11 protein-coding genes and 1 pseudogene are annotated in these 13,416 nt (G+C 50.8%); all 12 read right to left on the minus strand.

The features are described 5' to 3' along the window. The coding region (locus tag ACN0R1_RS20275) for a UTP--glucose-1-phosphate uridylyltransferase (RefSeq protein ID WP_417585977.1) at positions 1-574 on the minus strand (574 nt) is incomplete at its 3' end. Positions 575-639: 65 nt separating this feature from the next. Beyond that, on the minus strand, positions 640-1,467 hold the full coding sequence (locus ACN0R1_RS20280) for a WecB/TagA/CpsF family glycosyltransferase (RefSeq protein ID WP_404394891.1): 828 nt from the start codon (positions 1,465-1,467) through the stop codon (positions 640-642). A 72-nt stretch (positions 1,468-1,539) separates the two neighbouring features. After that, positions 1,540-1,728, minus strand: a pseudogene (locus ACN0R1_RS20285) (DapH/DapD/GlmU-related protein); the annotation flags it as partial. Positions 1,729-2,083: 355 nt separating this feature from the next. Then, the gene (locus ACN0R1_RS20290) at positions 2,084-3,079 is read right to left on the minus strand and encodes a glycosyltransferase (protein WP_417585978.1); all 996 of its coding nucleotides are present in this window, start codon (positions 3,077-3,079) and stop codon (positions 2,084-2,086) included. Positions 3,080-3,272: 193 nt separating this feature from the next. Then, entirely contained in the window at positions 3,273-4,526 is a 1,254-nt protein-coding gene (locus tag ACN0R1_RS20295) for a hypothetical protein (RefSeq protein WP_417585979.1), read from the minus strand. A gap of 59 nt (positions 4,527-4,585) precedes the next feature. Beyond that, positions 4,586-5,527, minus strand: coding sequence for a glycosyltransferase family 2 protein (locus ACN0R1_RS20300; protein WP_417585980.1), 942 nt, complete (start codon positions 5,525-5,527; stop codon positions 4,586-4,588). Next, entirely contained in the window at positions 5,514-6,665 is a 1,152-nt protein-coding gene (locus ACN0R1_RS20305) for a polysaccharide pyruvyl transferase family protein (RefSeq protein ID WP_404394883.1), read from the minus strand. Before ACN0R1_RS20305 ends, ACN0R1_RS20300 begins: the two co-directional genes overlap by 14 nt. After that, positions 6,662-8,035 carry a Coenzyme F420 hydrogenase/dehydrogenase, beta subunit C-terminal domain gene (locus tag ACN0R1_RS20310; RefSeq protein WP_417585981.1) on the minus strand — a complete coding sequence of 458 codons (1,374 nt, stop codon included), beginning with the start codon at positions 8,033-8,035 and terminating at the stop codon, positions 6,662-6,664. The genes ACN0R1_RS20305 and ACN0R1_RS20310 overlap by 4 nt, the downstream gene beginning before the upstream one ends. A gap of 1 nt (position 8,036) precedes the next feature. Next, on the minus strand, positions 8,037-9,563 hold the full coding sequence (locus tag ACN0R1_RS20315) for a hypothetical protein (protein ID WP_404394879.1): 1,527 nt from the start codon (positions 9,561-9,563) through the stop codon (positions 8,037-8,039). A 4-nt stretch (positions 9,564-9,567) separates the two neighbouring features. Further along, positions 9,568-10,839, minus strand: coding sequence for a UDP-N-acetyl-D-mannosamine dehydrogenase (gene wecC, locus ACN0R1_RS20320; protein WP_417585982.1), 1,272 nt, complete (start codon positions 10,837-10,839; stop codon positions 9,568-9,570). Between the two features lie 20 nt (positions 10,840-10,859). After that, the gene (wecB, locus tag ACN0R1_RS20325) at positions 10,860-12,053 is read right to left on the minus strand and encodes a non-hydrolyzing UDP-N-acetylglucosamine 2-epimerase (RefSeq protein ID WP_404394875.1); all 1,194 of its coding nucleotides are present in this window, start codon (positions 12,051-12,053) and stop codon (positions 10,860-10,862) included. Between the two features lie 52 nt (positions 12,054-12,105). After that, positions 12,106-13,416 (minus strand): undecaprenyl-phosphate glucose phosphotransferase (locus tag ACN0R1_RS20330; protein WP_417585983.1); only part of this gene is annotated, 1,311 nt, incomplete at its 5' end.

The raw sequence follows: 13,416 nt of genomic DNA on the forward strand, positions 1-13,416 counted from the left end.
GCTTCTCCACCATGTGGTTCACACGGAAGATGTCATCGCGGATCAGCTCACCGGCGATCACCCCGTATTTCTGCGTCTGGTCACGCGGCACTTCCTGAATCGCCACAATGGAGCAGCGAAACTGCCTGTACAGCTTGACCATCTGCGTCAACACGCCATCGCCGCCCAGGTTCAGACACAGGTCATCAGCCAGTACCACAGCGAACGGTTCGTCGCCGATCAGCGGACGGCCGGAGAGGATTGCGTGGCCCAAGCCCTTCATCTCAACCTGGCGGGTGTATGAGAAGGTGCACTGGTCGATCAGGTCGCGCGTACCGCTCAGGTAACGCTCCTTGTCGGTACCGCGAATCTGCTGTTCGAGCTCGTAACTGATATCGAAGTGATCCTCCAGCGCACGCTTGCCACGACCGGTGACGATCGCCATATGCTGAAGACCCGCGTCACGCGCCTCCTCGACGCCGTATTGGATCAGTGGCTTGTTGACGATCGGCAACATCTCCTTCGGCATCGCCTTGGTCGCCGGCAGAAAACGCGTGCCGTAGCCGGCCGCGGGGAATAGGCATTTGCGGATCATGGGGATTATCCAACGGAGGGGGTTAATGAGCGGGCCGTATCAGGCGAAGAGCGCGGGTGGTTACTTCAAGAAGCCTTGCGGTCTTTGACGGGGTCAGATGCCCGGGCCGCTTGAAGTGCCTGGTCCAGGTCAGCTTCAACCATATGTTTGGCCAGGTCGGCGGCTTGCATATCTGGTTGTGCAAGCGGGACGGCGGTTGGTTTTGCGAGTTGCTTGAACTTTTCAACCAGAAGCAGCCAGGCAAATTTCGTGTTAGTGGTCAGGTAGCGCTTCCACATCCGCCCCGGCTCCTGGATGACCCGATACAGCCATTCCAACCCGTACTTCTGCATCCATAGCGGCGCGCGCTTGACCTTGCCGGCGACCACATCGAAGGTGCCGCCCACGCCCATCACGAAGGTCACGCCCAGCTGGTCGCGCCAGTGGTTGATGAAATTCTCCTTCTTCGGCGAGGTGATGGCGACGAACAGCAGCTGAGCCCCTGAAGCTCGAATCTTTTCGACCATGGCCGCTTCGTCATCCCAGAAGTAGCCATGGTGATAACCAGCGATCTGCAGGCCCGGATAGAGCGCTTCGACCTTGCGCGCCGTGGCGGTGACGACCTCGTCCCGGGCGCCCAGCAGGTAAACCGACAGCCCTTCGCGCGCACTCATGGCCAGCAGCTCATGAAACAGATCGACCCCGGCGACACGCTCGCGCACATCATGGCCGAGGAAGCGCGCGCCGAGCACTACCCCCATGCCGTCGATATTGATGATGTCGCAGGATTCGACCGACTTGCGCAGCTGGGCGTCGTCACGCATATGCACCAACTTGGCCACATTGACCACGACATGCTGGGTAAAACGTCCTGCAATTACCGCCTCGCGGATCGTTGCGACCGTTTTCTGCATGCTCGCCACATCCATAGGGCAGCCTAATAGCCTAATTCTGTACATATCGATCTTTATCGAATGTTTAGTTTGTTAATGATGATTTAAACACTGGCAATAACTAGTTCTTTTTTTTATCTTTTTTGCAGGGGTGCCGCCGACTATGGTATATGGCTCGACATTTTTGGTCACCACTGCGCCTGCGCCAACTATGCTCCCTTTCCCAATCCTTATGCCGGGCATAATCACTGCGTTTCTACCTATCCAGACGTCATCTTCGATAACGGGAGGAGCACTTTCTGTGGCTCCTTGAAGTGCCATAGGGATATTAATACACTCAAATCTATGAGAAGTGCTTAGGATGGCTACATGAGGAGCAATCATAACATGGTTGCCTATAAAGGCAGCCTGTATAAACACGGATTCATTTATTTGGCAACATGAGCCAATCTTCACATTTTTACCATTAGAGATGTAAATGTTATTTTGAAACCTGTTCATGGGGCTGGGCTGCAAAATGCAAAGGATCCTCTCAAGATACCAGGCCCTTATAGAGTTAAAGATCGTAAAAAATCTGGAGTGAGGAAGCTTTGAGATGAAAGCGTAATAAATCAAAAGCTTTAAATAATTCATGAATTTAGGCTCTACACAGTTTTTCTAGCTCGCGATAAAGCTTAACAGCATTTTCTTTCGAATCGTACTTTTTAGCAGTTTCAACGGCATTTTTGGAGAGTAACTCCAGTTGTGAGATACCAAGCGCTGAGAACTTAATTATGGATTGGGCTAGATCATCTGGATCACCCGGTTTAGCAAAAAATCCATTTTGCCCTTCTGTGAGGTAATCTGTGATACCGCCTATTCTTGATGCGATAATTGGGATGCCGCAAGACATCGCTTCCAGCCCTACCAAACCAAGCGACTCGCTTTCTCTTTTTGATGGAAACACAAAAACATTAATGCTGCGATATATATCAGGTAACCTATTTTGTGGTAGTTGATTAATGTGCTGTATTTTATCCTTTAAGCCTAGGTCGTTAATCAATTCCAGCATGCTACTAACCTGTGATCCTGCGCCAACAATCACTGCTCTGATATCGAGGTTTGCATTATATTCTTTTATTATTGAAAGTGCTTCAATGAATGTGTCCCATCCTTTGCCTTCGTCAATTCTAGATATGTAACCTATCTTCATTGGGGGTTTTATATGATAAGTATTGGATTTGGGGTGGAACAGGCTTCTATCTATTCCTCCTGAAGGAGATACAAACGGAAATGGAAGGTTTACTGTCTGCAAGACTTTCTCCATAAATGCAAATGATGGGAAAACAACCAAGCGACAGCGAAGGAGGGTGTGTCTATTTATTTTGAAAAGAGTAGAGTCGAGCGCACCGTTACTTACAGCGTCACTGCCGTGAATGTTCACCACTACTGGTTTGGTTATGATTGGCCACAGCAATGTTACAGGAAGAAGTGCATGAGAAGCACTGTGGACGTATATTAAATCATATTGCCCTGATGATATTTTTACAAAGCAGCGAAAGTAATAATATATATATTTGGCGAGCTTGGTTAGCCATCCTTTTCCGCGGCCACGTATAACAACTTTGTCAACTATGGCGCCTTGCTCTTCCATATTTTTGCAGAAATTCCTAACGAAGACTCCATAAAAAACATGTGCATTGGATGGGTACATGTTTGATAGTAATAGTATCTTCATTGGGGGCTCGATATCATGATTTGTATAGGGCGACGGGGGCGGAATAAGCTTATTAAGATTTAATTTAAAATTTGGTTAGGATTGACGCATAGTAGGTGTGAGTGCTTCGCTACAGTTTATTTGCTGGTGTTTGCGATGGGTTGTCTTCCCTGCTAAGTGTCCAGAGGTAATACAGGACGACACCACCAATAAAAGTAGTCCAAGGTTGTAAAAAGAGATTCAGCGGCAGGGGAGTGATTGTAAATCCTAAAATAAATCCGACTACGGCAATCGCGACATGTCTATTTTTCGTGTTAGCAGCGATGGCTGTTCCGTTGATTTTTTTGATGGTGCCAAATGTGAGTTTGTACCATATATAAGCTCCAAATATCCCAAACTGAGCTACTGATGCGTACACCCCGCCGTCATAAAAATTTATAAAAGGATTTGAATGCAAGATGTTATTTATTGATCCGGTGGGAGACATCATGCCAACGCCGAAACCATAACTTTTGTAAAATATATCAATGAGAAATGAAATTGTTTCAATTCGAATAGATATATTTCCGCCATCCTTTAGGTTGGTGGCTCCTTGCATTATTTCGATATTATTTATAAGCCAGCCAGGTACAAGCACTAGACCAATGCTGCAAGCGGACATTACAAAGACTAGTGACTTTTTTTGGAATCTATTGAAATAGACTATTGTAATCATGGCAACAATGAGTGCGGCCAGACCTAATCGAGACTCCATGGTTTTAACCTGCACCACTAGGCATGCGGTAAGTATGAGAAATAGAACGAGGAACTTTAATGGGTTTAATTTTTTTGAGAGCATTATAGATGCTAATATAATAATCCCTAAAATAACTTCGTTTTTAAGGAGGACGACGCGTCTATGATGTTTATCAAATATAGAAAGCCTGGTGTAGTTGTCCAGTAGTTCTATCCGGGATAGGCTGTCCGCAATCAACAAAACAGTTACCAATATTGCAATGATTACAAGCGATTTGGTCAGGTCCTCCGTTGTGGCCTTTATTGAATAAAGAAAATAGAAGGAAAAGATAGGTAGAAAAGCATACAGGGATGGAACCCAGTCTTTAGCGGGCTTCGGGAATAGGAAGGTTGAAGAAATCATTGACACAAAAAAAACTGCTAGAAATGCCAGCAGAGGATAGTAGAAAGCTAGGGATTCATTCTGTCTTTTGTGTATCAGTACTGTGTATTGGCTGTAAAAGAAAAAAGCAATAAGAGACGCTGAGAAGAAAACCCTTGCTTGGTCCTTATCTAAGCCGAAATAGAGGCTTATTAAGTGGGATGACTCAAATATAACTAGCGTAATTGCTGATATTTTGAAAAGCGAGTTTATCTTGCTTTTCTTCATGATTAAGGACATGTCCGGTCGAGCCTTGAGTTCTTTTGATGGGGTATGACGACTCTTGGTTAATATGATATAAGGTTGTCAAATCTTCTTTTGAGTTGTTTGTAAGCGCCAATTAAATAATGAAGTCTGCTTTCTGAAAGTAGTAGGGCTATTTTTTTTGATGTGCTCCAAGATGCTTTGTTTGCTATTTGTAGGTGCAAATCAACTTCGTGTTTAGATAGGGCTTTTCGAGAATTGACAATGATAGAGTATGCGTCGATAGCGCGCATCTTCTCTAAGGAGCTAAAGGGGATTTCACCCTCAAGCTTTGATTCCAAGAAAATAGAAACGAGCACAGAGCTTTTTAAAGCTTGCTGGTCTATGCTGTTGACTGTGGAGCCTTTGCGCTTTAAATATACATATATGGGGTCTTGCACATATGAAAGTCGTGGCTGTTTTAGTAAGACTTCCACTAAAAATAATAAATCTTCCCGAAATTTGATGCCCGGCCTGAAAATGATGTCCTGCAGTATCTGTCTGCTAAACATCTTGGTGCAGGGGCCTCCGTGATTGATACCGGTCACCAAGCTTTCAAGAAAAGCTTTCGGACTTTTGTGCGGAGCTACCTTAATTAATTTTTTTCTGAGCTTGCTTTTTTTATAATAATTTCCGATGACAATGTCTGCTGCTTCAATAGTTGCCCTGGTTATAAGTGTTTCGATTGCTCTTTTGGGGTAGTAGTCGTCAGAGTCGCAAAAAAGCACATATCTTCCGCTGGCTCTTGCTATTCCTGTATTTCTAGCCACGGACACACCTTGATTTGGTTGTGCTATGTAAATGGCTCTTGGCTCTCTTGCGATGAAGGTTAATATTATATTTTCGGAGCTGTCTGTGGATCCATCGTTGACTAAAATTATTTCGATATTTCTATGGGTTTGATTTTTGATGCTGTCTAGGCATTTTTCAAGATATTTTTCAGTATTGTAAATGGGTACTATGATACTTACTTTATTTTCTTCCACTTTCATTGCTCGCTAGAGACTGGCTTAGGTGATTCATTGAGTGCCTCCTAAAAGCGTTGAGCTGCATCGTAACTGCTGACCAGTCTATTGCAACTTCGCTGCCATAGTTTTGAAAGGAGGTATCGATGTTTATAAGATGATGCTCTAAGCCGAGAGATCTCGTTAATGAAGTGAACCTGTCAGCTCCTCTTGCAGCATTTACTGCTGCAAGAAAGGGTTTTTGAAATATGATAGAGAAAGCCGTGCCGTGAAATGAATCTGTAATTACCAATGATCCTTTGGCGAATCCTTCGATCCATTCTTTGGGTGGTGGCATCACATATTTGGATATGTCGTTGGCAGACCAATGATAGAGATCTATGTCCGCTTGTGCGGTAAATGCGTTGGCATTTAAGCTCTTGGAGTATTGGTCTACAAGATGTTTCTTTTCAGTGGTGCGGTCTAAGATGTAGCTATAAACACCAGAATGATTAGAATTTATCGATTTTTTATCAAGAAGTTTTATATATGAGTCTTTGTTCAGCAATAGCGTTGGGTCTAGTGCGTGGGTTGCTGCGACGCCTAGATATTTATGGCAGAGATCAACTCCGGATTTTTCTCTTACGCTTATTGAATCAAACTTCTTAGCAAGCTCTGCACAGCGTTTAGTTTGTTCTTCGCTGTATTCCCAGTTGTTTACGCCGAAGGATGAAGCGTAGGCTATACGCAGAATTTCTTTGTCTTCCAGAAAATCGAGGAAGAAGTTGTAGATATTCGGTGAATACTTTGGTCGCCAGGTCTGGTCGCTGCCAACAATCACCGCATCGTAGTTTTCCCGGTCAAAGTGCGCCCTGAGCTGTTGGGTGCTGTACAGCGGTTCGGACATGGTGATGTGTTCAGCGATAAAGGCCTGTGTGTGCTGTAGTATGATTGGCAGGTGCTTTTCGAAGTTGATTGGTGCCTTGCGCCTGCCGATGGCTTTCATCGCGGCGCGGTAGCCAAGACGGGCGGCCATGTAGGCCAGCGTGGGCTGGTCGGGCTGGCGGTCGATGGTGACTACCTCGTGCCCCATGCGTTTGAGTACTTGTTGCAGGGCCCAGGCTTGCATGATACCGCCATAGTTCTTGCCCAAGGGCTGGGTCATGATGGCAATTTTCATGGTTTCGTTCCGCTCACTTTCTTGGCCTTGCGCACGGCGTGCGATAATCTGGTAGCTAGTTTCAACTTTAATAGTTCTACCTTCATACGACGGTCAAATTCGACCGGATCTTTATATTCAGCCCAAACCTCCAAGCTTCTTGATCGGGTATGTCGGCGTAGTCGTTGAACCAGCTTAAGGTAAATGGGTAAATCGATTTTCTCTATTCGCTTGGGCGGAACCACATAGCCATCACCCTTTACCAGAGCAAGCCTTGTACTCATACCATCGTGTCTGTGGTTGAAGCTGCCCTGCTGAGATGCGAGGAACTGCTCTTGGGATAGGTATTCCAGATCCAGTTCGCCACTTTTCAACCCGTCATGCAGGATCTGGTCTGCTATATTACTGCGGCTAATGATGACATTGTGCCCGCTACCATCTTGGTTGTAGGGTTTTAGCCAAGCATCGCCAAGAGAGATATCAGCCAGCTCGGTTGTGACATCATCGCAAAAGTCGCAGGCGTTGGCTTTGAACAGACCTGAGCCCCACATATCACCCACTTCACGCATTTTTATTAGCTTGGTGGTTTTGCTGGGGTTGTCAGTGCAACTGAATCCGTAGTCTATGGCTGTGCTAGAAGGTTCTTTAACTCGGTACTCCGGATTGGAAAAATCATCCAAAGTTGCACCTGCTCTGCCCGCAAGGTAGTCGGTAAAGAATTTACTTTTGACACCGCCGCAAATGATGCCAACCAGGAAAGCAATCTTATCCTTAAGGACAGGGTCTTTATCTTGGGCGAGTCTGATGGCCTTGATAAAGCAAGCGATGCCACTGATAGCTACTCGCCCTTCCAGCTGCTTTATCTCTTGCAGCGCGGTTGCAAGTGTTACCGGGTGATAGCGGGTTTTCGAAATGCTGAGTAGGTCGTTTTTGTTGCTAACAATTTTGTATTGGTAATGGGCATTACTCGGTTTCGATTCTCCAACGGTCACAACGTGATCTATCAAGCCCTTATCAAAAAGCTTTTCATAAACGAATGTGGCAACGCCCCCGGAGGAAGAAGTCACTCGATGTTTGTGTGAATAGCCGACGTAGAGAGCGTGGTAACGGCCCATTTGGAGGTGGTAATTTGGCGCCTCAGCCAGAAAATCCGCTGCAAGGCCATCTTCGTTTTTATAGCCAGGGCCCGGTTCTGGATTGAACGGGCAAACCTCGATGCAAGAACCACCTTCGTCACACTGGTTTTCGTTGCTGGTCGCAATCAGAAATCCGTAGCTATTCCAGTCCACATTCAATGCTTTGCTTGGACAGGTTTGGACACAGGCACCACAACCAATGCAAAGATCATTTTCTACTACCTTGGATAGTACAAGGGGCTTCATCGATTCCATATCAGGTGTACCGCGCCTTCAGAAACTTCATGAGATTAGTCAGATTCCGCCTTTCAGCTTTATCTAAACCAAAAAACCATACCGTGGCCAGGGACACCAGACCTGTCTGCGCCAAGTTGGTCGCTAGTATAAGCAGCGATCCTTCGGCTGCTACCTGCAGCAGATAAGCACTCGTACCCGCAACCGCAGAAACCAGAACAGCTCTTGCGACCACACCCGATAAAAATTTGCCTATGGGCAGGTTGACCAAGGGCGCAATAATTAGAAGGCGAGCTAACAGTGCAATTAGCGCTAGTCCTAGCGTTACCAGAAGAACAGCCTCTGGAGGGAATCCAATAAAAAGGAATGCGTAGCTGAATGGCACATTCAGCAACAAAATACCGCCCACCACGCCGTGGTACAGACGAATATGACCTGTCGCCTGAGCTGAGGTCATTAGTGGGGCTGATATGGAGTTGATTAACGAGGTGATGATGGCTAGTTTCAGGAATTCCGTTGAATAGGGGGGAGCTTCCATCAACCAAATATTTAGTAGTGCCTCAGTGTTCTGAAGTACTGGCAAAGCCAGAATCAACAGAATATAAAAATTGTATCTAGCTGCCCTTAGTACCAGTTGGTGCATTTCACTCTTGCTACCACCGGCATAGAATTTGACGATCTGCGGGTTGATCGCCGCTTGGGCGTTCGACACGAACTGATTTAACGCTCCGTTGGCCTGACTCGCGATGCTTCGTCCTGCGTTGACAGCTGGGCCGAAGAAAATATTGAGCAGTACGTTATTGCCATGCTCCGATAGTGCTGCTGCCAGGTTTCCCCAGGTATTCCAAGCGGTAAAGCTGAGCATGCTGCGAAAACGCTCGCCATCCCAACCCCATTGCAACCGCACCGCCGGGAAGATGGTGCGGTTGATCAGCAGGTAGCCGCTGAAGCTGATCAGTGCCACGCTCAACAACAGCGCGGCGTAAGTGCTCAGTTTGTCAAAGGCCAAGTGTGGCAATAGCAATACCGCCACCAGCTTGAGCAGTACATCGGCCATGCCCATCAGGGCAAACAGCCCCATGCGTTCGTTGGCCATGAGCATGGCGGTCAGGGGGACTGTCATTACGCTGACTGCAAATGCAGCGATCGACAGGTGATAGGTCCTGAGCGCGGCATCCAGCCGGTCGGGTGGGATGGTCAGTTGGGTGCTGACGAACCAGTAACCAGCCGTTTCGGCCAGCAGCGCGATGCACACTGCCATGAGTACGTGAATCTGCAGACTGGTATTGAACAGGATGCGCAGATTACTGCCTTCGTTTTGCCCGAGGTCAAAAGCAAAATAACGCTGGGTAGCAGTAATCATCGCGCCTTGCATGAAGCCCAGCAGGGCCACAAAACCGGCCACCACATGGTAGGTTCCAAAGTCCTCGATGCCGAGCACCTCCAATACAACGCGGGAGGTGTAGAGGCCGACGACCATGGCCAACAGCATGCGCATGTACAGCATGGCCGTGTTGCGCAATATCACCTTGTGGTTGCCGGCTAGCATAGCTTCAGCACGCCTCGATCACGCCGCGGGTATCCACCAGGGCTTTCTGGCTGAGTGCCGTCTTGCTCATGCTCTTGAATGTTCTGTGATCCACCAGCAGCACGATCACATCTGACTCGGCCTGCGCCGTTTCGATGCTACACAGGTCGAACTTGCCAACCAGCTCGCCCGGCAGTTCCTCAATATTCGGCTCAACAGCAAGCACCGGGCCGGGATGGGTCGCCACGATCTGACGGGTAATGGCCAGCGCCGGGCTTTCACGCAGATCATCAATATCCGGCTTGAAGGCCAGACCAAAGCAGGCGATGGTCACGTCCTTGGCGGTCTTGTCAGGGTTGGCTTGCAGAAACTCGGCCACCGCCAGCTTGACCTTGTTCAGCACCCACTCCGGCTTGCTGTCGTTCACTTCGCGGGCAGTGCGGATCAGCCGCGCTTCTTCCGGGGTCTTGCTGACGATGAACCAGGGGTCTACAGCAATGCAGTGGCCGCCCACGCCCGGACCGGGCTGGAGAATATTTACCCGTGGATGGCGGTTGGCCAGGCGGATCAGCTCCCAGACATTGATATCCAGCTTGCCGCAGATGATCGACAGTTCATTGGCGAAGGCGATATTCACGTCGCGGAAGCTGTTCTCGGTCAGCTTGCACATTTCTGCAGTGCGGGCGTTGGTGATTACGCACTCGCCCTGTACGAAGATTTTGTACAGGTTGACTGCGGCAGCGGAGCATTTTGCTGTCATGCCGCCGATCACGCGGTCGTTCTGCACCAGTTCGCGCAGTACGTGACCGGGCAGTACGCGCTCGGGGCAATGTGCGATGCGGATGTCGGAGTCTTCGCCGTGAGTCTGCGGGAAGCTCAGGTCAGGGCGTGCTTCGGCCAGCCAGGCGGCCATCTGCTCGGTGGCACACACCGGCGAGGTGGATTCAAGAATGACTAGGTCACCCTTCTTCAGTACCGGAGCGATGGCATTGCTCGCCGATTCGATATAGCTGAGGTCTGGCTCGTGGTCGCCCTTGAAGGGCGTCGGAACGGCGATCAGGAAGGCATCGGCGGGCTCCGGGGTGGTAGTGGCGCGCAGGTAGCCTTCGGTGACGGCAGCATGTACGACCATGTCGAGGTCTGGCTCGACGATATGGATTTCGCCGCGGTTGATGGTGTCGACGGCCTTCTGGTTGACGTCGACGCCGATCACGCGCTTCTTGCGTGAGGCGAACACTGCGGCGGTGGGCAGGCCGATATAGCCGAGACCGATAACGGAGATGGTCTGGAAAGGCATGGTGCTTCCTTGTACGGAGTTCAGATAACGCGAAGGGTGGGTTTGCGCGGTGTGCTTTGCTGCCGAGCAATGGCGTCGTCCAGTGCCGCAGCGGAATTGAGACCCAGCAGCGCCTGGACGATGCGTTGGCAAGCGTGGCCGTCACCGTAGGGGTTATGGGCGATGCTCATGGCCCGGTAACTTTCCGGATCGTTCAGCAGGCGATTCAGTTCGCGGACAATGCAATTGCGATCGGTCCCCACCAGCTTGACGGTCCCGGCTGCTACGGCTTCCGGGCGTTCGGTGGTGTCTCGCATAACGAGTACCGGCTTGCCGAGCGAAGGCGCCTCCTCCTGAATGCCACCGGAGTCGGTGAGGATGATGTGAGCGCGGCTCATCAGATGCACGAATGGCAGATAGTCCAGCGGCTCGATCAGATGGATATTGCCGATACCGTTGAGCAAACGTTTCACTGGTTCCCGCACGTTGGGGTTGAGGTGTACCGGGTAAACGATGTCGAGCTCTGGGTATTGCTGGGCTATGTCGATCAGCGCTTCACAGATGCGCTCGAAACCCGTGCCAAAGCTTTCGCGTCGATGTCCGGTTACCAGGATCAGCTTGCGGCTTGGGTCGAGAAATTCGGTGGGGGCGGCCGCTTTGGCACGTAGCTCAGCGTTGCGGTGCAGCCGGTCCGCCACTTCAAGCAGGGCGTCGATGACGGTGTTACCGGTAACCAGAATGCTCTGTTCAGCCACACCTTCACGGACTAGGTTGGCCTTGGACTGCTCGGTTGGCGCGAAGTGAATATGGGCGAGTGCGCCCGTCAGCTTGCGATTGCCTTCTTCAGGCCAGGGCGAGTAGAGATTGCCCGTGCGCAAGCCGGCTTCGACGTGGGCTACCGGTATCTGTTGATAGTAGGCGGCCAGGCTGGTGGCGAGCGTCGTTGCGGTGTCGCCATGGACTAGCACGATATCCGGTTTGAACTGGCGAAATACTTCGCGCATGCCGGTGAGGATGCTGCTGGTTACGTCGGTCAGCTCCTGTCCCGGTTTCATGATGTTCAAGTCGTAATCAGGCTCGATGGCGAACAGGTCCAATACCTGGTCGAGCATTTCTCGGTGTTGCCCAGTCACGCAAACACGGGCATCGAAGCGCGGGTCGGCTTCCAGAGCCAAGGCGAGAGGGGCCATTTTAATGGCTTCAGGGCGAGTGCCGAAGACGCAGAGAGTTTTCATGGTGCGGTCCATTGCAAGGCGGCCGAGCTATACGTCGAGCCTTGGTGCGGGGTTAGTAGATGTCTTTGCCGAGCAGCGTGAAGGGCGTCTTGATCAGGATCTTGAGATCCAGCCACACCGACCAGTTATTGATGTATTGCAGATCCAGTTCGACGCGCCGTTCCATTTTGTCCAGCGTTTCGGTTTCGCCGCGGCAGCCGCTGATTTGCGCAAGGCCGGTGATGCCGGGTTTGATGCGGTGGCGGGCCATGTAGGCGGTGATCTTGCCGGTGTAGTAGTCATTGTGAGCCAGGGCGTGGGGCCGCGGGCCAACCAGGGACATGCGGCCCTGCAGCACGTTGAACAACTGCGGCAGTTCATCGATGGAGGTGCGGCGGATAAAGCGGCCGACCCGTGTAATACGGTTGTCATCACGGGTGGCCTGTTTAACCTGCTGGTCATCGTGCAGACGCATGGAGCGGAATTTCCAGACTTTGATGATCTGGCCGTTCCAGCCGTGGCGATGCTGCTTGAACAGGATCGGACCGGGTGAGGAGAGTTTGACGGCGATGACGGTGGCCAGCAGCAACGGGCTAAGCAATAGCAGGGCGAGCAGGGCGATGCTGCGGTCCATCACGGCCTTGGTCAGCGCGGCGGTGGGGTAGCTGGTCAGCGGGCTTTCATTAAGGTGGATGGCCGGCTTGCCGTCGATCTCGCTAACCGAGTGGTTGAGCAGCGTCAGGCTATTGAGGGCGGGCATCCAGATCACATCGACGTTGGCATCCAGCAGGTCGATATAGAGGCCTTCGATCTGCTCGGCGGCAGCGAGTGGCAGCACTATATATATGCAGCGAATACGATGGGTGACGATGAGTTCGCGCAAGTGGGCGAGGTTGCCAACCACCGGGAACAAACTGTCGGTCGGTGCTGGCTCGTCAGTCGGGTGAACCAGGCCGATCACCGTTTCGTTGTGTTCGCGGGTCAGGTTGTGGGCCAGCTCGCGAGCCAGGTCGCAGGTGCCCACGATGATCGACACACGCTGCGCCTGCAGGCTGCGCTGGTAGCGTCTGGCCAGGTGGTGCAGCGGCAGATACAGGGCTGCTTGCAGCAGGAAGCCAAGGCCCGCCCACAGCAGGAACACTTCCCGCGAGTAAAGCTCGCTGGTCTTGGTGACGAATGCGATGGCGACCAGGCCTGCCAGCAGAATCAGCCAGGCCGAGAGCAGGCGAGCGAGACCGATCAGGTAGCCGTGGTGTTTGTAATACACACGCAGCAGCGAATAGACCGGCACGGAACCAAGCAGGGCGACGATCGCCTGCAGGCGGTACTGCGCGCCGATGTCGTTGGTCTTGTCCATGACCAGGGCGAAGAGCAGCACACAAAG

Source organism: Nitrincola sp. (genome assembly GCF_048264025.1).
In the GTDB taxonomy this organism is placed as follows: domain Bacteria; phylum Pseudomonadota; class Gammaproteobacteria; order Pseudomonadales; family Balneatricaceae; genus Nitrincola.